This is a genomic window from Pseudomonas sp. BJa5, from assembly GCF_030272875.2.
GTDB lineage: Bacteria > Pseudomonadota > Gammaproteobacteria > Pseudomonadales > Pseudomonadaceae > Aquipseudomonas.
In genome coordinates this window covers 1-19,568 of sequence record NZ_JALRNG020000042.1, presented here as the reverse complement: position 1 = coordinate 19,568, position 19,568 = coordinate 1, and the positions used below count along the sequence as shown (strand labels likewise).

Below are 19,568 nucleotides of genomic sequence, written 5' to 3'. Positions count from 1 at the left end.
CTCCCAGTGAGCGTATCGAATAACGTCAAGGTGGCCTGCTGCCAGTTGGCGCCGAAAATCGGCGACCTTGCGCACAACCGCCGGATCTGCGAGCGCGCCATCCGCCACGCCGCGCAGCAGGGGGCGCGGGTGGTGGTGCTGCCGGAGCTGGTGCAAAGTGGCTACCTGTTCCATGACCTGGCCGAGGCGCTGGCACACGCCGAAGCGCTGGACGGGCCGACTTTGCAGCTGTGGCAGGCGCTGGCCCTCGAGCTGGATATCGTCATCGTCGGTGGTTTCTGTGAGCAACTGGATCAGCAGCGGGTCGCCAACAGCGCCGCGCTGGTGGATTCCAGCGGCCTGCGCGTGGTGTACCGCAAGGCCCACCTGTGGGATGGCGAACACGCCATCTTCACCCCCGGCAGCGAGGCGCCGCCCGTGGTGGAAACCGCCGTCGGACGTATCGGCGTGATGATCTGCTACGACATTGAATTCCCGGAGTGGGTACGTCTGCCGGCACTGGCCGGGGCCGAGCTGATCTGCGTCCCGGTGAACTGGCCGGATGGACCGCGTCCGGCGATCGAGCGGCCAAACGAAGTGGTTCGGGTGCAGGCCAATGCGTCAGTGAACCGCGTCTTCATCGCTGCCTGCGACCGGCATGGCCAGGAGCGCGGTATGAACTGGGTGCAAGGCTCGGTGATTGTCGATGCGGACGGCTATCCCGTGGCAGGGCCGGCCGAGGCCGCAGGCGAGCAGATCCTGGTCGCGACCCTGAGGCTGGGCGAAGCGCGCAACAAATACATCAGCCGGCACAACCACTTGCATCAGGATCGTCGCCCCGAACTGTATAGGGCAGGCGGGCTGCTGGAGCAGGTTGCCAACGGCTGACCGGACAATGATGCCTGCGCGGGCGCGCAGGCTTTCGTGACACGTCGATTCAATCAATTTCTTTCAAGGGTGTGAGTTGTGAACAAACTCATCTGCTCCGTACTCGCTTGCGCGTCGTTTTTCCCGCTAACCGGTCATTCAACACCGCTGGGCGATGATTATTCGTTGTCAGGAAGCCTCGGCGTCTACAGCGAGTATCGTTCACGAGGTCTGTCCCAGACACTGGGAGACCCGGCGGCGCAGGCCACCGCGACCTTGCTGCACAACGACACGGGCCTCTATGCCGGCGCCTGGACGTCGAACGTGGACTTCGGTTACGACCTCAAGACGCGCCAGGAACTGGACTACTACGCCGGCTGGTTTTACCCGATCAATGACAATGTCAGTCTCGATACGGGCTACGTGAAATACACCTACCCCAAGGAAAGCCGGCTCAACATGAGTGAGTGGTACTCGATGCTGACGGTTTATGGTTTCAAGGCTGCGCTGTACTACTCCAGCGATGCCGCCATCGGCGGCCGCGAGGAGCAGTCGACGCTTTACAGTTATGTGGGTTATGCGGCCCAGTTGCCTTACGAGACAGGGCTGGAGGTGAGGTATGGGGTCAACGACTACAAGGACTCGGTGTGGGTCGATAACAGTGGCAGCGGGCGTGATTCGTACCGCGAATGGGAGGTCAGGCTGACACGTACGATGCTGGGGCTGGAGTGGACAGCGAGCTATGTCGATACGGACCTGTCGAAGGCCGAGTGCCTTGATTACTCGGGATTCGATGACCTCTGTTCGGCAACATTGGTCGTAGGGGCCAGTAAGAAGTTCTGAGGGGTAAAAGGCGCCGGCAGGGCTCGTGACTCCGGCGTCGGTTGAATATTAGAGATTGTAAGTGGAGTGCTCGGTAGTGCTCTCGATTGCCACTTCGGTTCGCAGGACGACTGGCGTGAGCGCCCGCTTCTGGCCGGTAACCGCCCTCCACCACAGGCAGCTACCGTCCAGTTACTCAGGGGCGTGCCACGCCCTGTTGCGCCCCCTCATACAGCCCTGCCTACAAAGCTTTCATTTCAGCGATATCACGCACCACCTGATCGGCAGAGTGGTCGAACATCGCCTGCTCCTGTGCATCCAGAGGCAGCTCGATCACCCGCGCAATCCCCTCCTCCGCCAGCACACAGGGCACACCCATGGCGATATCCGTTCGCCCGTACTCGCCCTCGAGAATCGCGACCGTCGGCAAAATGCGGTTTCGTCCATTGGCGATGGCATCCACCATCTGTGCAATGGCCACGCCCGGCGCATCGCAGGCACTGCCCACCTTCTTCAAACCCAGGATCTCGCCGCCACCCTGGCGTGTGCGCTGCACAATCCGCTCTATCTGCTCATTGGACAGGAAGTGCGACAGCGGCACCGAACCGACCGTACAGTAGCGCATCAGCGGCACCATGCTATCGCCATGCCCGCCCAGCACCAGCGCCGAGATATCCCGGGCAGAAAACCCGGTCTCCTCGGCGATGAAACACTTCATGCGCGCGGTATCCAGCACCCCCGCCTGGCCGAACACCCTTTTGCGTCCCAGCTTACTGAGCGACCAGGCCCGATAGGTCAGCACGTCGACCGGGTTCGACACCACCAACACCGTCGCCGCCGGCGCATAGCGATTGATATCCCGCATGACGCCATCGAGAATCGGCAGGTTGATGCTCAATACATCCTGGCGCGACTGACCCGGCTTGCGCGGCACACCCGCCGTAATCACCACCAGCTCGGAATCCTGCAGCAATTGCGCATCGGACCCGCCGCGAACCCGGGTATCGGAACCCGACTCGACCGCCGCCTGCCAGACGTCCAGCGCCTTGCCCTGTGCCAACTCACCCTGCACATCGATCAACATCAACTCACGACAAAACTCTTCCCGGGCGATGATCTGCGCCGCCGCCTCGCCCACCATGCCGGCACCCACGATTGATAGCTTGTTCACCTCTCACCTCCCTGCGGCTCGCGCCACCCGCGACATGCCGCCTGTACAGAGAAGTATTGCCCGCAAGTGCCAAAAGGCCACCCGAAGGTGGCCTGTTTACTGATTCGCGGGCCGTCTCGGCCCCTGCAGGTGACGGGACGGCCTGGCTCAATACCCGGGTTGAAGCTATACCCAAAGGGTTCAGAGTGGAGGATGGACCACACGCTCGATTAACGACCGAGGAGAACTTCGCGGTGTCGAATCAGCTGGTCATACGCAACATGACCCGTCCCGAGCTGGACCAGCTCGTCGATTGGGCTGCCCGTGAGGGTTGGAATCCCGGCCTTCACGATGCCGGGCTGTTCTGGGCTACCGACCCTGAAGCCTTCATCGCCGCGTCCCTGGGCGGCGAATTGATCGGGGGCGGTGCCATCACCTCCTACAACGGCGAATTCGGTTTCATGGGCTTTTTTATCGTCCGCCCTGAATATCGCGGTCAAGGCCTGGGCAATACCCTCTGGCACGCACGCCGCGAGCGACTCCTCGCCCGCTTGCGCCCAGGCGCGAGCATCGGCATGGATGGCGTCTTCGCCATGCAGGACTACTACGCCAAGGGTGGCTTCGTCTTCTCCCATCGCAACCTGCGTTTTCGTACCAACAGCAGCGAACGCCCAACGATCTCGCCGGTAGACGACCAGGACATTGTGCCGTTGACCAGCGTCCCTTTCGATCAGCTGGTCGATTACGACCGCACCTGCTTCCCCGCCCCGCGCGCAACCTTCCTGAACGGGTGGATAGCCCAGGCCGATGCACTCGCCGTGGGTTGCCGGCGCGACGGCAGGCTAAGCGGCTATGGCGTAGCAAGGCGCTGCCGGGAAGGCTGCAAGATCGGCCCGTTGTTCGCCGATGACGCCTTGGCCGCCAATGCCCTCTACGCACGCCTGGCGCAATTTGCCCAGGGTGGCCCGCTGTTTCTCGATGCCCCGGAAAATAATCCCGCCGCCATGGCGCTGGTGCAGCAACAGGGCATGAGCGAGGTGTTCGGCTGCGCACGCATGTACCTCGGCCCTCCTCCGCCGATCGCGCACGAACGGGTGTTCGGCGTCACCACGTTCGAGCTGGGCTGATGGCCGCTCGCGATCTCATCGGTTACGGCGGCCGCCCACCCCATCCACGATGGCCCGGTGAGGCGCGCGTCGCGATCCAGTTCGTACTCAACATCGAAGAAGGCGCGGAGTCGTGCATCCTCAATGGCGATGCACAGTCGGAGGCCTGGCTTCACGAGCTACCGGGCCGCCCGCCGCGTGTGGGGGAAGCGGACTTGAGCGTCGAGGGCATGTACGAATACGGATCGCGTGCGGGGGTGTGGCGCATCCTGGAGTTGTTCAGGGTCCGAGGCCTGGCGCTGACCGCCTTCGCCGTGGGCCGGGCACTGGAACTTACCCCGGCGATTGGCCAGGCGCTCTGCGCTGCCGGGCATGAGATTGCCGGGCATGGCTACCGCTGGCTGGACTATCGCGATATGCCTGAAGACCAGGAGCGGCGCCATATCGCGCTCACCCGCGACGTGATCGAACAGATCTGCGGTAAACGCCCTGTAGGCTGGTACACCGGAAGGGTCAGCCAGAACACCCGCCGCCTGTTGCGCGAGGAAGGTGGGTTTCTCTATAGCTCGGACGCCTACAACGACGATCTGCCCTATTGGCTCCCTGGGGCGCCCGCCCACCTGGTGATCCCGTACACACTGGTCAACAACGACGCCCGCTACCTGCTGTCGAACGGTTTCGCCTGCGGTGATGACTTCTTCCGGCTGCTCAAGGATGCTTTCGACCTGCTGTGGCTGGAGGGCGCGCAACACCCGAAGATGATGAGCGTCGGCCTGCATGGGCGCATCAGTGGCCATCCTGGTCGTGCGATGGCGCTGGCGCGCTTTCTCGATTACGTACAAGGCCACGACGCGGTGTGGATCTGCCGGCGCGAAGAGATTGCCAGGCACTGGATAGCCCAATTCCCCGCCTGAGCCCCCAATCGGGTGGTGTAAAACCCAAAAACCCCCAAATGAGGGGATTTTATGGGTAACGCCTTGGGTGCGCCTGAGCCTGAGCCCGGCCGCCATGGGCTATCGAGCCTGGCATGCCGCGTGCTTATTCCCTGAGCGAAATTGCCAATTGTTCTCTCAAGACCACAAGGTGTGAAGCACATGCAGCAAACTCACGAGAGAAACCCGTCGACAATCAGCGAGACGCCGGTTGCAAAAGATTCCCTTATGCGCCGAATGCCATGGAATCTTGCCTTGCTACCTGGCAAAGGCATTGCCTCGCTTTGGGCGAAACTCAAAGTGAGCGAACGACTCTCACTGCCCATCGCCCCCCGTATATTTTTAGTCGCCACTCTATTCGGACTTATTGCTACCAGCTTGATCATCAGCACAAGCACCCAGCAAAACACTGCCCTCACTGCCAAGTTCATCCAGGCCTTGGGCGCCGTGGATACCAGTAGCATGGGGCTGGCGGGGTACCAGACCAGCGACATACTTGACTCGCGTGCCGACAGCGGCTTGCCGCAAGAAGCCCAGGCCAATCGCCAGAAGTCACGCCATCTGTTTTTTCAGAGCCTGAGCAATATTGCCAGTCAGTCGGAAACGCTGTTAATCAACGTTTATGCGCCCGACAAAGTCATTATCTGGTCCAGCAATCCAAAACTGATCGGCCAGCAATTTCCCGGCAACGAGGAACTCGAGAGCACTGAGTCCAGCAAGGATAGCGTCGTTGCCAGCTACCACCAGGTAAAGGAAAGTCGTAACGAGCAGCAGTTCACTCGACAGCCAAGCAGCATGTTCATCGAGAATTACATCCCGCTGGTCAATACCGCGGGGGAAGTACCCTCGGTCGTTGAATTCTATACAGAGCCCCCCGGATGGCTGACCAGTACCCGATCGGGTTACCTGCTGGTGTGGCTCGCCTGTTCCATTGGTACCGCCTTGATCTATCTGGGCCTGCTCTCCTTTATGGGTAAGCTTGGCAACGTATTTCCGGCGAGGACCCAACAAAACATCGACAACGAAATGGCCACCTTGCTCAACGAAGTGACCAGCGCAGTGGCTCACAACCTGCGCAACCCCCTCGCCGCGGTCCGCTCCAGTGCCGAGCTGGCCCTGGAAGTCGGGAGCCAGGCCGCCGGCAAAAACATCGGGGACATCATCAATCAAGTCGATCGCATATCGGAATGGATCAGGGAACTGCATGTTGCGTCCACCTCGCTGAAGGGTGAAATCGGCAAGGTCGATCCGGTAGAGGCCGTGCTTGAGACCCTGCGCAACTTTGAACTGCCATTGAGCAGCGCCAACGTGCATGTGGAATTTTCAGCAAGCAGCACGCTGCCGGTCACAGGTCATCACCAGTTGCTCGTTCAGATACTGGACAGCCTGGTGTCCAATGCGATCGATGCGATGCCAGACGGGGGGACGTTGTACATAGATATCAATCAGCGCTCGTTCAAGCGCTTGAGCATAGTACTTCATGACACCGGCAAGGGATTGACCGCCGCCCAGCAGAAAGCGTTGTTTCGGCCTCGTTGCGCGATCAAACAGGGAGGATTTGGAATCGGCTTGATGCTGGTGAAATTGATAATGCAGCGTTTTGGCGGCCACGCCAGCCTGACCAGTAGCAAGAACAAAGGGACAACCGTCAACTTGTGCTTTCGGATGGCAGACAGTGTCTAGTGTCGCAAAGCAGTCAATCACGAACGACTGCTTGCGGCCACAAGCAGTCATACCTTTTGATTCATCAGGGACTGACCACGAACCTCGGCTTTTGGTGATTTAGCACACGTCAAGCAACTCGTAGTTTTCCCCAAAGAAAACTACTCACTGGACCACACGATACTGTCCTGGTGAGCCTTCGACTTCGCAGTAGCGGACAATACTTTTGGCTGTGCCAGCGAAGGCATCCACGGCGCTTTCACCCAATAGAAGCGCCGTTACCGGGGCCACGATCTTCTCTTGGATATCTTGCATCGTATTCATCTCTGCAAGACGGAGGCTATAGACCCACTCGCTCACGTTTTCACCGGTCGTTGTCCATCTGAACAACTGACCGTGTTCGAGGGTTCGCGGTGAATCATCCAGGGGGAACCCCATCCAACACTCGTCAAAATCTACGGCCTTGGACCAGAAGCCTACGTGCAGGAGCGGTTGATTGTTATCTATTGCCGCAATGCCAGTCCCCACGAAACTGATCTGGAAACTCAGGTACGCGCCAATCGTGCGTTTGGGCTTTATGATTACGGGCAGAGAGTATGCAATGTCGGTGTATACCCATTGATTGCTGTCCGTCAAAGACGACTCTTCCCATGGTCCTGCTACAACGTGCTTTCTGACCGACCCGTTGCTCAGCAGGCTATTGAGTTCCTGCTTCAACAACAAAGCGAGGACCTCACACTCTGCGCCGACTTTGGAAATGAAGGAGATACACTCGGAAATAGACTTGCCGATATCAGCCATGACGGCCTCCTGCTGCAGAAAAAAATATTTGTTGCGAGACGTTCACTGAGGGCGCTTCAGGCGTTTGCAGATCAGCAAAACCATCGAAGCCCCTCCAGAAAATTTCAGTTCTCTGCGGCGCCAATTCCAGCGCGCCAAGTTCCTTGAAACCACAAAAAGGGCGAATCCCTAGCTTTTCGAGGAAACAAATCACCTCTTCGGACCAACGATACAAGAGTAACTCTGAACTCTTCAACTCATGCAAAGTATTCAATACTTCGTACCAAGATCGAAGTAGAAGGCGGCCTTTCCATATGTCGTCTCGGCCTTTTGCTTCGATACCTGCGCTGGTCTCAGGGGCAATGAAGATGTGCAAGGCTCGTTTCTGCTCATCCTCCGACAGAAAGTTGTTCCATTGCTTATGGAGTTGGTCGTCACCACTCAAGGGAGCCCTCCACTTGAATTCGATCAGTAGCGACCACTTCTCCGCCCCCCACCACAGCTCGACCAACATATCCGGTTCGATTCGATTGTTTCTGGGCCAGAATCTCATTTCTGCATGTGCCACCGGCCCCTCAGGGAACGCTTCTGGTTTTCCCTTTTTCGCGAGCGCCATCCAGAATGCGCCAATCGCGCTGACAGGCAGGAAGGCCAACGGCCCCATGACTAAGGCGGTGATCTCATCTTCCTCCGAGACTCTCTTTTCGCCAGGTTCTCGATGCCCCAGGTAACGCTGATATACACGGGATTTGTTGTGCGTTATAGCGTGCAGCACACGTTACTCCTTGAATGTGAACTTCACTCGGGCGCAGCCGCCAAGCAGAAGTCAGCCAGTATCCTGCGCACCCCGCCGCGCTGGGGAGACGAAGATAGCGCGCGGGACATAGTGCAACCTTGGCGTCTGGCGTCAAGTCACTTTGTGCATTTCCCCAATAAACGACGCGTAAATCGCCCCCGGACTTCTTTGAATCCCGTTGATGTACGACCAGACTCGACCAGCCTGCTTTACGGAGAGCGAAGTAATTCTGCGTTCGTGTCGATGACCGTTTGTACGATCTCGATCATTCCGTTAATAGCAAACTGCACACCCATGCACACGAGCAAAAAACCCATTATACGTGACGTAGCATCAATACCTGACTGCCCGGTGAATTTCATAATCAAATCAGAAGCGCGAAGACAGCCCCAGAGAATCAAAGAGACTGAAAGAAAAATCAACGGAGGCGCTATCAGCACGACCCAATAAGGAAACGACACGCTGTGTTTAATAGTGGCAGATGCACTGATAATCATAGCGATTGTACCTGGGCCAGCGGTGCTTGGCATTGCTAAAGGAATGAAGGCAAAGCTGGTTCGTTCTTCATCGCTGAAATTAGAGGAGGATGGCTGGCGCGGCTGCGGGAATAGCATTTTCGAGCCTATGATGACGAGAATTCCGCCACCTGCAATGCGCAAGCCCGGTATAGATATTTTAAAAGCCCCCATAATAAATTCACCTACATAGTAGGTGAGCAGCATGATGGTAAACACGTATAGCGAAGTCAAAAATGCCTGTTTGTACTTTTCTTCTCGGCTGAGCCCTTTGGAAAGCGCTAAAAAAAGGGCGACTGTAGTAGGGGGATTGATCAGCGGTAGTAGTGCCAGTATTCCTAGCACAACGGCGTCAAGTAGTATGTTCATACGAAGTGATCCTAGAAATGGCTGACCGATTTCCAGTTTAGGCAAGATACTGTCCAGCGACTGCCACCTGCAAAGAGTAGTCCAACTCCTGCTTGGCCATACGTAGCTTGAAAGCACCGCCAGTAAAACGAAGCGGCGGCGGCAAAGGCCGAGGAAAGCGGGCCGAGCCAGCCTTAGAGATATTTGGTGATCTGCTTGAACTCTTCCAGAGACCCTCTTGCTCTACTGACGACGGCACCTACGGTGTCTTCGAGGCAATGGTCGATGTGGTCCTGGATCAGTGTGCGCTTGGCCTGGCAGATGGCTTTTTCCACTGCGTGCAACTGCTGTGCGATGTCCACGCAGGCGCGCTCGCTCTCGATCATGGTGATGATGCTACGCAAATGTCCTTGCGCGCGCTTCAGCCGTTTGACGATGGCAACGTGCGATTGGTGAGTGTGCTCATGCGGGGCTTCGGTTCTGCCCATGTTCAGGTCCTATGTGTGTGGCAATGGGCGAGTATCCCCCAGGAGGGGATGCCTCATGCAAGCCGAGCGCCTCAGAGCAGTTCGATGCCGAAGCGCCGCACGAACAAGGCGAACAGCCCAAAACAGGCCATGGTGATGAGGATGCAACCGACCAGCGTCGGCCAGAATCCCAGGCGCGGGAGCAGCAGTGGAAAGGCCAGGAACATGGGAAGTGTCGGCACTACGTACCAGAAGGTGTACCAAGCGTGATTGGCGATCTTTTCCTGGCTCTGGTGTTCGACGTACAGCCAGATCAGCGTCAAAACTGTCACCAACGGAAGCGCCGCCACCAAGCCGCCCAGCTTGTCGCTGCGCTTGGCCAGCTCGGACACCACGACTACGATCCCAGCGGTTAACAGGTACTTCGTGATAATCCAGGCCATGGCCGCTTCCGCCCTAACGCCGAGACAGTCAATCCACTTCGGAAATAGTGCCGATCATATCCCCCCAGGGGGGATGCGATCAAACGCGAGGTGCCGCCTCAGCGCCTTGCTATCCCACAGGTAGTCGATTGACACAGGCCAGACCGATGCCCCCGGAATATCAGGAACGATTCGACATCCCTCGCGGTCAACACCTTCAGCAGTGATCAAAAACGGTCTACATCATGAGGATTCGCCATGAGTACCCTGACGATCGAAGGCTGGTGCAAAGGCAGCGGCGAGCAACGATCCACCCCGGTGGGCGACATACACTTCGACATCGCAGGCCCTGTCCACAGGGCACTGGAACAGGCCGAAGAGCGCCTGCAGCAGAGCCACGAGCCTGAAACCATGGTAGATGTCGATATGGAGGCGATGAACCTGGTCATGCCGGAGGGATACGGGCCATTGTCCGACTGCCGTCTACGCGTCTACCTGAGCGATGAAGAGCGCGGCCAGTTCCATCTGGTCGGGCATCGCGCCAGTGACGGCAGCCTGATCTATTCCAATGCGGTGCTGATTGCGCAATTGAGCTGAGCGCCGCCCTGCCCGTCGGCGGAAACCTCGTCGCCCCCGGTCCGGCAGCCTTTGGAGCCGGGGGCGATCCACCCTGCGCCGTTTACGCAGTGGCATCCAGCGCCATTCGGTATTCGATGACGCCCGGCTTTTCGGCAATCCAGTCGTACAGCCGCTGGGCGGTCTGGTTGCTCTCCTGGGTGTGCCAGTACAGCCGGTCGCAATGCCTTTCCTGCGCCTGTCCTTGCACATGCTCGATCAGCTGCTTGCCGATCATCCGGCCCCGTGCGCCTGGGTCTACGTAGAGATCTTCCAGGTAGCAGAAGTCATTGCGGCCCCAGGTCGAGCGATGGAACACGAAGTTGACGAAACCGTAGATCCGCTCGCCGTCCGAGGCGACCGCACAATGCACCGGTTCGCTTGGGTCGAAGAACCGCGCCCAGGTCAGCCTGGTCGTCTCCATGCCCACATCCACCTTGTAGAACGCCTGGTACTGAGCCCAATACTCGCACCACTGTTCGAAGTCCTTTTGCGCTACCGGGCGAACCGATAAACCCTGTTTTACGGCGGTCATGTTCAATCCTTAATGACTGTAGAAACGCTGATTGAAAGGTGTCGATACCAGCCTCGTGCCTATCCGGTGCGGACCGACGCCAAGTGGTATCAGCCCGCTTGGCCGTTGATTTATAGCGCGCAACTGGCATGGTCGACCCATCCAGTTTATGCGCCGAGGCCAGACCATTTGCCTACCGCCGGACAGTGAGGAACGATTTACCTGCTCGTGCTCCACAGGCAAAAGTCATTGTCCCCCGCAGCGCTTTTTCCGCCCCTCGCCTGCACCCAGAATCCGCGCCTGACCAAATTTCCCGTTCAGGAGAACCCGGATGACCTTCTTCAAGCCCCTGCTCCTCGCCGCTGCCCTGGCCACCACCACCCAGGCCGCCCTGGCCACCGACTGGCAAACCTCACCCTACGGCCAGCACGACGAGATCGGCGCCGCCAACCTGCTCACCCCCGAGGTGGTCAAGCAGGCCGTCGGCCTGGTCAAGACCGGCAAGACCTACCCCCTCGCCGTGCCCGTGAGCAAGGACCTGCCCGCCTTCCGCCACCGCAGCTTCCACCTGTACAACATCCAGCCTGGAGAACAGGCCGGCCAGACCCTGGGCAAGAACAAGTTCAGCTTCAACGATGAGCTGGTCAACGGCTGGACCGGCGTCGGCACCCAGCTCAACGGTATCGGCCACATCGGTATCGACAACGTCTACTACAACGGCAACAAGGCGGCCGACTTCGTCACCGTCGAAGGTGTAAGCAAGCTGGGTGTGGAGAAGGTGCCGCCGATGGTGACCCGCGGCGTGGTGCTGGACATGACCGCCTACTACGGCAAGGCCATCGTCCCCGGCGGCACGGCGTTCACCGTGGACGACGTCAAGGCCGTGCTGAAGAAGCAAGGCATCACCCTGCGCAAGGGCGACGTGGTGCTGTTCAACACCGGCTGGCTGGAGCTGATCGGCAAGGACAACCAGCAGTTCCTCGCCACCGAGCCTGGCATCGACCTGGGGGCCGCGCAATGGCTGGCGGACCAGGGCATCGTCGCCTTCGGCGGTGATACCTGGGCCTCGGAGGTGTACCCGAACCCCACGGGCGAAGAGTTTCCGGTCAACCAGTTCATGCTGGCCAAGCGCGGCATCTACAACCTGGAGCTGATCGACACCCGTGCGCTGGTGCGCGACAAGGCCTTCGAGTTCCTGTTCGTGCTGGGCCAGCCGCTGTACAAGGGCTCGACCCAGGTCAATATCAACCCGGTGGCGATCCACTGATTTCAGCGATTCGTGACGTGCAGGCAAAGGTCATTGGCGCGGCCGTGACTTAATCCACCCCCGCAAGGTGGCGATACTGCACGCATCCGAAATGGCCTTCCCGCAAATGGAAGGCCCTCTGACCGAATCCGCCCCCCTGGAGCCCCTTGATGAAACCCGGACACGTCCTGTTCGCCCTGGCCATCGGTGCCTTCGGCATCGGTACCACCGAATTCGCCCCCATGGGCCTGCTGCCGGTGATCGCCGATGGCGTCGGCGTCAGCATCCCCAGCGCCGGCATGCTGGTGACGGCCTATGCCGTCGGCGTGATGCTCGGCGCACCGATCATGACCTTGCTGTTCAGCCGCTTCGGCAAGCGCGGTGCGCTGATCGCGCTGATGGCCATCTTCACCCTCGGCAACCTGCTCTCGGCCCTGTCGCCAGGCTATGCCACCCTGCTCGCCTCGCGCCTGGTCACCAGCCTCAACCACGGCGCCTTCTTCGGCCTGGGTGCGGTGGTGGCGGCCAGCGTGGTGCCCCGTGAGAAACAGGCGAGCGCCATCGCCACCATGTTCATGGGCCTGACCATCGCCAACATCGGCGGTGTGCCGGCCGCCACCTGGATCGGCCAGCAGGTCGGCTGGCGCCTGGCCTTTGCCGGCACTGCGCTGCTCGGCATCCTGGCCATGGCCGCGCTGTGGTACGCCCTGCCCAAGGGTGAGCGCGGCAGCGTGCCCGATGTACGCCGCGAACTGGCGGTGATCGCCCGGCCGAACGTGCTGCAGGCCTTAGCCACCACCGTGCTCGGCGCCGGCGCCATGTTCACCCTGTACACCTACGTAGCCCCGGTGCTGGCCGAACTGACCGGCGCCTCGGACAGTTTCGTCACCCTGGGCCTGGTGCTGATCGGCGTAGGCTTCACCATCGGCAACAGCCTCGGCGGTCGCCTGGCCGACTGGTCGCTGGACGGCTCGGCGCGGATCTTCCTCGGCGTGCTGGCCTTGATCATGGTGCTGATGCCGCTGGTGCTGGGCAGTCACCTGGGCGCCGCCCTGGCCTTGCTGGTGTGGGGCGTGTTTACCTTCGCCGTGGTACCACCGCTACAGATGCGCGTGATGATCGCCGCCGCCGAGGCCCCGGGCCTGGCCTCCTCGATCAACGTCGGTGCGTTCAACCTCGGCAACGCGGTAGGCGCGGCGCTGGGTGGCGCGGTCATCAGCCTGGACCTGGGCTATGCGGCCATTCCGGTCGCCGGCGGCCTGCTGGCCGCGGGCGGCTTGTTGCTGGTGTGGCTGGGCGGGCGCGACAAGGCCGCGGCCAAGGCACTGGGCGAAACCGCCTGAACAGGCTAGCCAAGTGGGGACTGCCCGGGTAAAACGTGGAGCAGTCCCCTGGAGGTTCCATGCAAGATCTACGTCAGTTGCGCTACTTCGTCGCCGTCGCCGAATGTGAGAACGTCGGCCGCGCGGCGGAGCAGCTGCATATCTCCCAATCGCCCCTGAGCCGGCAGATCGCCCAGCTCGAGGACAACCTGGGCCTTGCCCTGTTCGAACGGCGCAACCAGCGCCTGTTCCTGACCGCCGACGGGCGCACCTTCCTGTCCGAGGCGCGCGGCCTGCTCAAGCACGCCGAGCGCCTGGAGTCGCTGGGCAAGCGCCTGGGCCGTGGCGAGGAAGGCGGCCTGTGCATCGGCTACGTCAACCACGCCATCCATGCCGGCGTGCTGCCCGGCGCGGTGCGGGCGATCCGCGGCGAACGTCCGCAGATCCATATCGCCCTCTACAACATGACCCCGGGCGAGCAGTTCGAAGGCCTGCGCCAGCGCAGCCTGGACATCGCCCTGGTCTGTGAGCCACCGCCTGCCAACGACCCCGACCTGCTGGCCCAGCCAGTGCTTGAAGATCCCATGCTGCTGGCCATCCCCGCCGAGCACCCGCTGGCGAGCCGCGCCGAGCTGACCCCCGCCGACCTGCATGAACAGGAGTGGATCATCACCGGCGGCCAGCCCGACCAGATCAACAAGCGCGATGACTTCATCGCCCGCTGCGCCGATGCCGGCTTCACCCCGCGCCTGTCGCTGGAGGCGACCGACCCGTTGAGCGTGCTCGGGCTGGTGTCGGCCGGGCTGGGCCTGGCCATGGTGCAAAGCAGCCTGTCGGCCAGTGCCGGCCCCACGGTGGTGCTGCGCCAGCTAGACTGGTTCAGGCCTTGCGTGCGGCTGTGGGCGGCCTGGCATCGGGTAGACCTGCGGCCGATCGTGGGCGTATTTCGCGAGCGGGTGCTGGCGCTGGCCGAAAAGACCCCAGAGGTCTGAACTCAGTCTAATTCCGTCTTTTACAGTCTTAGACCGCCTCACTAGCATGGCTCCCATCGATGCAACTCAACCACAGGAGCCTTTCCATGAACATCGACCTCGGCGGACGCACCGCCATCATCAGCGGCTCGACCGGCGGTATCGGCCTGGCCATCGCCCGCGGCCTGGCCCGCGCCCATGCCGACGTGGTCATCGCCGGCCGCAGCCAGAAATCGGTGGACGCCGCCCTGGCCGAACTGAGCGCCCAGGGCGGACGTGGCCAGGTGCATGGTTTGATCGCCGACCTGGGTACCGCCGCCGGTGCCCAAACCCTGTTCGCCGCCCACCCCGCGGCCGACATCCTGGTCAACAACCTGGGCATCTACGACAACGTCGACTTCTTCGAGGCAGCCGACAGCGAGTGGGCCCGCTTCTACGAAACCAACGTACTGTCCGGTGTGCGCCTGGCGCGCCATTACGCCCCGGGAATGGTCGAGAAAGGCTGGGGACGGATCCTGTTCATTTCCTCCGAATCAGGCGTGGCCATCCCTGCCGACATGATCAACTACGGCGTGACCAAGAGCGCCAACCTCGCTGTCTCCCACGGTCTGGCCAAGCGTTTGGCGGGCACTGGCGTCACCGTCAACGCGGTACTGCCCGGACCGACCCTGACCGATGGTGTCGCCGCCATGGTGGCCGACGCCGCCAAGGCCTCCGGGCGCAGCATCCGCGAAGAGGCCGACCACTTCGTGCGCACCGCCCGTCCGAGCTCGATCATCCAGCGTGCGGCCGAGGTCGACGAAGTCGCCCACCTGGTGGTGTACCTCGCCTCGCCTTTCTCCTCCGCTACCACCGGCGCGGCGTTGCGGGTCGATGGTGGGGTGGTCGACAGTCTGGCGATCTGACCTCATCGCGGGGCAAGCCCGCTCCTACGTCCCCTGTAGGAGCGGGCTTGCCCCGCGATAGCTTTCTCAGAATGTCCCCGGATAAGCCCCGCCATCGATCAGCAGGTTCTGCCCGGTGATGTACCCGCCATGGGCGCTGCACAGGAACGCGCAATACGCCCCGAACTCCTCGGCCTTGCCGAACCGCGCCGCCGGAATCGCCTGGCGGCGTGCCTGGGTGGTCGCCTGCAGGTCACCGCCGGCCTGGCTGGCGGCCTGCAGGGTCTTCTGCAGCCGTGCGGTGTCGAACGCACCTGGCAGCAGGTTGTTCAGCGTCACGTTGCGTCCGGCCAGGCGTTGCTGGCGAGCAAGACCTGCGATGAAACCGGTCAGACCGCTACGGGCGCCATTGGACAACCCGAGGATGTCGATCGGCGCCTTCACTGCACCGGAGGTGATGTTTACCACCCGGCCAAAACCGCGCTCGGCCATGCCGTCCACCACCGCCTTGATCAGCTCGATAGGTGTGAGCATGTTGGCGTCCAGCGCCTTGAGCCAGTCCTCCCGCTCCCAGTCACGAAAGTCCCCGGGTGGCGGGCCGCCGGCATTGTTGACCAGGATGTCGACCTGCGGGCAGGCGCCCAGCAGGGCCTGGCGCACCCCAGGTTCGGCCACATCGCCCACCACCGTGCGCACCTCGATGGCCGGGAAGCGACCACGCAGCTCGGCCGCCGTCTGCTCCAGGGTGGCAGCGGTACGCGCATTGATCACCAGGTTGACGCCCGCGCCCGCCAGGGCTTCGGCGCAGCCCTTGCCCAGCCCCTGGCTGGCGGCGCAGACAATGGCCCAGCGGCCGTTGATACCTAGATCCATGATCGGCTCCATGTTGAGTGAGTCATCAGGGTACTCGCGTGTAGCGCTCCTGTGACAAGGAAATCGCCGATCATTTGATCGGCGAGAATGCCGCCGGCATCAGCAGCTTGGACTCCATGCGCACCAGCATGGGGAAGGCCTTGGGAATGAAGCGCTCAAGCCAGTCGCGGTCGTCGTACAGCGCGGCGCGGCGCTGGATGCGCTCGTCCAGGCTCTCATAGGCCCAGATGTGCACCACCTGGTTGAGTTCGCCAATCTCGGTGTACCACCAGCCCACCAGGGTGGTGTAGCGCGAGATCACCGGCAGGCCTTCTTTTTCGAAGTGTTCGAGGTACTCCTTCATCTTGCCGATGTGCAGGGTGTAGGTACGCATTTCATAGAACATGGACAGCACTTCCTGGACAGGCGTGCCCGTCGTCGGGCACGCAGGGGTTTAGGGGGTCAGAGGTTGCCGTGGTAGGCATCGGTGATCAGCCGCTCGACATCGCGGGCCGTGGTCAGGCGCGGGTTGACCCGGATGTTGCCGCTGCGCATGGAGTCGCTGACCATTTGCGCCAGGTACTCAAGGTCCACACCCAGTTCGCGAATGGTGCCGGGAATGCCCATGGCGCGGTTCAGCGCCACCACCCGCGCCACGGTGCAGGCTGCGGCCTGCTCCACACTCATGCCGGTGACATCAGCGCCCAGGGCGATGGCGATGTCGCGAAAACGCTCCGGGCAGGCCGGCAGGTTGAACTGGATCACATAAGGCAGCAGCGCGGCGTTGGCGATGCCGTGGGGGATGTTGAACACGCCACCGAAGGTGTGGGAGATCGCGTGGACGTTGCCCAGCTTGGACTGGGAAAAGGCCACCCCGGCCAGGAACGAACCCAGCAGCATCTGCTCGCGGGCGGCCATGTCTTCGCCGACGAAATAGCACGTTTCGAGGTTGCCGGCGATCAGCCGGATCGCCTGCAGGGCCATGGCCTGGCTGATCGGGTTGGCCTGGCGCGAGACATAGGACTCGATCGCGTGGGTCAGCGCGTCCATGCCGGTAGCGGCGGTAATCGAGGGCGGCAGCTTGAGGGTCAGCGCCGGGTCGAGGATCGCCAGGCGCGGGAACAGCTGCGGGCTGATGATCACCGTCTTGAACAGGGTCTGCTGGTTGGTGAACACCGTGGAAGCGGTGCACTCACTGCCGGTGCCAGCGGTGGTCGGGATGGCGAAGATCGGCAGTGGCGGGTTGACCAGCCGGTCGTAGCCCTCGTAGTCGAGAATGTTGCCCGGGTTGGTGGCCATCGCGGCCACGCCCTTGGCGGTGTCGATGCTGCTGCCGCCGCCTACGCCGATCACCGCCTGGCAATCATGCTCGCGCAACAGCCTCACGGCAGCGTCGAGGACGTCAGTGCCGGGGTTGGCCTCTACCGCCGAGAACAGGTGGTAGTCGATACCGGCCTGCTCCAGGGAGGCAAAGAAGCCGCCCAGGATACCGGCGTCGATCAGGCCCTGGTCGGTGACCACCAGCAGCGCGCCCTGCACATGGGGCTTGAGCAGCGCGCCGGCCTGGTTGGCCAGGCCTTCACCGCACTGGACGAGGGTGGGGAAATGAAACCGGAAGTTGCTCATGGAAGATCCTCGGGCACGTGGAGCCGTGTTGTTCTTGTTCAACCCGCCATGCGTCGCGGCGGGCCGTGCCTGGGCAATCTAGGGTGGTGGGCGGGCGCCGGATAATGAAAAGAGCTGATCCGGGGATAACCCAGGCTTATCGATAAGCTGGCGCTATCTGCGGATCAGCTCTTTTCATTACCCGCAGCCTGCCGGGGGCTCGAACAATCGCAGCGCACACGGCCCCGATGTGCCTCCCATAACCACAACAACGAGCACTGCGATGAAGACCACCTCCTCCCCGGCTGCCCTGGCGCTGGATACCGATGCCCCCATGACCACGGTGCGCTGGCGCATCTTCCTGATCCTGTTGCTGCTCACCGCGATCAACTACATCGACCGCGCCTCGCTGTCGGTGGCCCTGCCGCTGATCGCACCGGAATTCAACCTCACGCCGGCCATGGAGGGGCTGATGCTCAGCGCGTTCTTCTGGTCGTATGCGCTGATGCAGATTCCCGGCGGCCTGTTGCTGGACCGCTTCCACACCCGCGGCATCATCGGTGCCGCGACCATCGCCTGGGGCGCCTTCCAGGCCCTCGGCGCGGCCTCGCACAACTGGCTGGTGTTGCTGCTCACACGCATCGGCCTGGGCGTGGCCGAGTCGCCGATCATGCCCGCCGGCGCCAAGCTCAACGGCGCCTGGCTCACCCCCAACGAACGTGGTCGCGGCGCCGTGCTGGTGGATGGCGGCGCGCCCCTGGGCAGCGCCCTGGGGGCGATCCTGATCTCCGGGCTGATCGCCTGGCTCGGCTCCTGGCGCCTGGCCTTCGTGGTGGCCGGGGTCGGCACCATCCTGGCCGGCATCCTGGCCTGGAAGTACATCCGCAACCACCCTGGCGAACACCCGGGCGTCAACGAGGCCGAGCTGCGCCACATCACCGACGGCAACGCCAGCGCCCACGCCGCTGCCGCCAGGGCCAGCATCCCTTTGCGCGTGCTGCTCAAGGACCGCTCGATCTTCGCCATGTTCGCCGGCTACAGCTGCATCCTCGCGGTGTTCTACGGCTTGCTGACCTGGATGCCCAGCTACCTGCACAAGGCCCACGGCCTGGATATCAAGGCCATGGGCGGGGCGACCTTCCTGATCTTCATGTGCGGCTTCATCGGCGAGCTGATCGGTGGCTGGATCGGTGACAAATGGCGCGCCAGTGGCGCCTCGCCAAACCTTGTGATGCGCGCGATGTTCAGTGGCTCGGCGCTGGTCGCCGCCGCGTGCATCCTGGCCGCCGCCTTCGTCAGCCGCACGGGCCCGGTGATCACCCTGCTGTGCGTGGCGATGTTCTTCATCCGCTGGTGCGGCATGTACTGGTGCCTGCCGGCGATCATCGGCGGCCCTTCGCGCACCGGGGTGCTGGGCGGGACCATGAACTTCTGCGGCAATATGGCAGGCGTGCTGGTGCCGATCGTCATCGGCCTGATCGTGCAGTTCACCGGCGAGTATTTCTTCGCCTTGATCTTCTTTGTCGTCGCGGCGCTGCTGATTGCCCTGTTCTCGAGCCTGATCGACTATCGCGAGCGGCAGTTCTGAGTTCGACCCCATCGCGGGGGGGGGCCCCCCCAGGAGGCGGGGGGGGGGGGGCGCCCGCCGATGCCCCCCAAAACCAGCCCCAAAAAAACCCACCCCAAACCCCCCAGGGGGACCCCCCGCCCCCC

Annotated in this window: 21 protein-coding genes; 11 read left to right on the top strand and 10 right to left on the bottom strand. The window is 61.9% G+C overall.

The annotated features are described in order from the left end of the window. Positions 1–6 precede the first annotated feature (6 nt). Both M2D63_RS21400 and M2D63_RS21395 read left to right on the top strand, forming a co-directional pair. Complete coding sequence (locus M2D63_RS21400; RefSeq protein WP_285865024.1) at positions 7–867, top strand: nitrilase-related carbon-nitrogen hydrolase; 861 nt, start codon at positions 7–9, stop codon at positions 865–867. Between the two features lie 78 nt (positions 868–945). Next, positions 946–1,689 (top strand): TorF family putative porin, encoded by a 744-nt coding sequence (locus M2D63_RS21395; protein ID WP_285865023.1) that lies wholly within the window; start codon positions 946–948, stop codon positions 1,687–1,689. Positions 1,690–1,909: 220 nt separating this feature from the next. On the opposite strand, the gene M2D63_RS21390 is transcribed toward M2D63_RS21395, so the two are convergent. After that, positions 1,910–2,839: a malate dehydrogenase gene (locus M2D63_RS21390; protein WP_285865022.1), complete on the bottom strand. Its 930-nt coding sequence runs from the start codon at positions 2,837–2,839 to the stop codon at positions 1,910–1,912. 233 nt (positions 2,840–3,072) lie between these two features. Between M2D63_RS21390 and M2D63_RS21385 the strand changes: the two genes are divergently transcribed. The 3 genes from M2D63_RS21385 (at position 3,073) to M2D63_RS21375 (ending at position 6,539) form a co-directional block, all read left to right on the top strand. Next, a complete protein-coding gene (locus M2D63_RS21385; protein ID WP_285865021.1) occupies positions 3,073–3,945 on the top strand; it encodes a GNAT family N-acetyltransferase in 873 nt (290 codons plus the stop codon). Continuing rightward, on the top strand, positions 3,945–4,838 hold the full coding sequence (locus tag M2D63_RS21380; RefSeq protein ID WP_285865020.1) for a polysaccharide deacetylase family protein: 894 nt from the start codon (positions 3,945–3,947) through the stop codon (positions 4,836–4,838). Before M2D63_RS21385 ends, M2D63_RS21380 begins: the two co-directional genes overlap by 1 nt. A 180-nt stretch (positions 4,839–5,018) precedes the next feature. Further along, positions 5,019–6,539 carry a HAMP domain-containing sensor histidine kinase gene (locus tag M2D63_RS21375; RefSeq protein WP_285865019.1) on the top strand — a complete coding sequence of 507 codons (1,521 nt, stop codon included), beginning with the start codon at positions 5,019–5,021 and terminating at the stop codon, positions 6,537–6,539. A 144-nt stretch (positions 6,540–6,683) separates the two neighbouring features. Here the strand turns inward: M2D63_RS21375 and M2D63_RS21370 are convergent, their stop codons facing one another. From M2D63_RS21370 to M2D63_RS21350, 5 genes are all read right to left on the bottom strand, one after another. Further along, positions 6,684–7,319, bottom strand: a complete 636-nt coding sequence (locus tag M2D63_RS21370) for a hypothetical protein (protein WP_285865018.1) — start codon at positions 7,317–7,319, stop codon at positions 6,684–6,686. Then, positions 7,312–8,073, bottom strand: a complete 762-nt coding sequence (locus M2D63_RS21365; RefSeq protein ID WP_285865016.1) for a hypothetical protein — start codon at positions 8,071–8,073, stop codon at positions 7,312–7,314. Before M2D63_RS21365 ends, M2D63_RS21370 begins: the two co-directional genes overlap by 8 nt. A gap of 230 nt (positions 8,074–8,303) precedes the next feature. Continuing rightward, entirely contained in the window at positions 8,304–8,978 is a 675-nt protein-coding gene (locus M2D63_RS21360; protein ID WP_285865014.1) for a MarC family NAAT transporter, read from the bottom strand. A 173-nt stretch (positions 8,979–9,151) separates the two neighbouring features. Beyond that, the gene (locus tag M2D63_RS21355) at positions 9,152–9,445 is read right to left on the bottom strand and encodes a metal-sensing transcriptional repressor (RefSeq protein ID WP_285865012.1); all 294 of its coding nucleotides are present in this window, start codon (positions 9,443–9,445) and stop codon (positions 9,152–9,154) included. A gap of 71 nt (positions 9,446–9,516) precedes the next feature. Beyond that, positions 9,517–9,867, bottom strand: coding sequence for a DUF3147 family protein (locus M2D63_RS21350; protein WP_285865011.1), 351 nt, complete (start codon positions 9,865–9,867; stop codon positions 9,517–9,519). Between the two features lie 237 nt (positions 9,868–10,104). Between M2D63_RS21350 and M2D63_RS21345 the strand changes: the two genes are divergently transcribed. Next, positions 10,105–10,443, top strand: coding sequence for a hypothetical protein (locus tag M2D63_RS21345; protein WP_285865010.1), 339 nt, complete (start codon positions 10,105–10,107; stop codon positions 10,441–10,443). 82 nt (positions 10,444–10,525) lie between these two features. Here the strand turns inward: M2D63_RS21345 and M2D63_RS21340 are convergent, their stop codons facing one another. Beyond that, entirely contained in the window at positions 10,526–10,996 is a 471-nt protein-coding gene (locus M2D63_RS21340; RefSeq protein ID WP_285865009.1) for a GNAT family N-acetyltransferase, read from the bottom strand. Positions 10,997–11,306: 310 nt separating this feature from the next. On the opposite strand from M2D63_RS21340, the gene M2D63_RS21335 reads away from it, so the two are divergent. From M2D63_RS21335 to M2D63_RS21320, 4 genes are all read left to right on the top strand, one after another. Next, positions 11,307–12,242: a cyclase family protein gene (locus M2D63_RS21335; protein ID WP_285865008.1), complete on the top strand. Its 936-nt coding sequence runs from the start codon at positions 11,307–11,309 to the stop codon at positions 12,240–12,242. A gap of 149 nt (positions 12,243–12,391) precedes the next feature. Then, positions 12,392–13,564 (top strand): MFS transporter, encoded by a 1,173-nt coding sequence (locus tag M2D63_RS21330; protein WP_285865006.1) that lies wholly within the window; start codon positions 12,392–12,394, stop codon positions 13,562–13,564. 59 nt (positions 13,565–13,623) lie between these two features. Then, positions 13,624–14,535: a LysR family transcriptional regulator gene (locus M2D63_RS21325; protein WP_285865005.1), complete on the top strand. Its 912-nt coding sequence runs from the start codon at positions 13,624–13,626 to the stop codon at positions 14,533–14,535. Between the two features lie 86 nt (positions 14,536–14,621). Beyond that, the gene (locus M2D63_RS21320; protein ID WP_285865004.1) at positions 14,622–15,419 is read left to right on the top strand and encodes an SDR family NAD(P)-dependent oxidoreductase; all 798 of its coding nucleotides are present in this window, start codon (positions 14,622–14,624) and stop codon (positions 15,417–15,419) included. A gap of 66 nt (positions 15,420–15,485) precedes the next feature. Here M2D63_RS21320 and M2D63_RS21315 read toward each other — a convergent pair whose 3' ends face one another. From M2D63_RS21315 to M2D63_RS21305, 3 genes are all read right to left on the bottom strand, one after another. Next, positions 15,486–16,271: an SDR family oxidoreductase gene (locus M2D63_RS21315; RefSeq protein ID WP_285865003.1), complete on the bottom strand. Its 786-nt coding sequence runs from the start codon at positions 16,269–16,271 to the stop codon at positions 15,486–15,488. 70 nt (positions 16,272–16,341) lie between these two features. Continuing rightward, on the bottom strand, positions 16,342–16,656 hold the full coding sequence (locus M2D63_RS21310; RefSeq protein ID WP_285865001.1) for an NIPSNAP family protein: 315 nt from the start codon (positions 16,654–16,656) through the stop codon (positions 16,342–16,344). Between the two features lie 56 nt (positions 16,657–16,712). Continuing rightward, on the bottom strand, positions 16,713–17,876 hold the full coding sequence (locus tag M2D63_RS21305) for an iron-containing alcohol dehydrogenase (RefSeq protein WP_285864999.1): 1,164 nt from the start codon (positions 17,874–17,876) through the stop codon (positions 16,713–16,715). Positions 17,877–18,138: 262 nt separating this feature from the next. Here M2D63_RS21305 and M2D63_RS21300 point away from each other — a divergent pair, with 262 nt between their 5' ends. Continuing rightward, positions 18,139–19,443 (top strand): MFS transporter, encoded by a 1,305-nt coding sequence (locus M2D63_RS21300; protein WP_285864998.1) that lies wholly within the window; start codon positions 18,139–18,141, stop codon positions 19,441–19,443. The last annotated feature ends 125 nt before the right edge of the window (positions 19,444–19,568 follow it).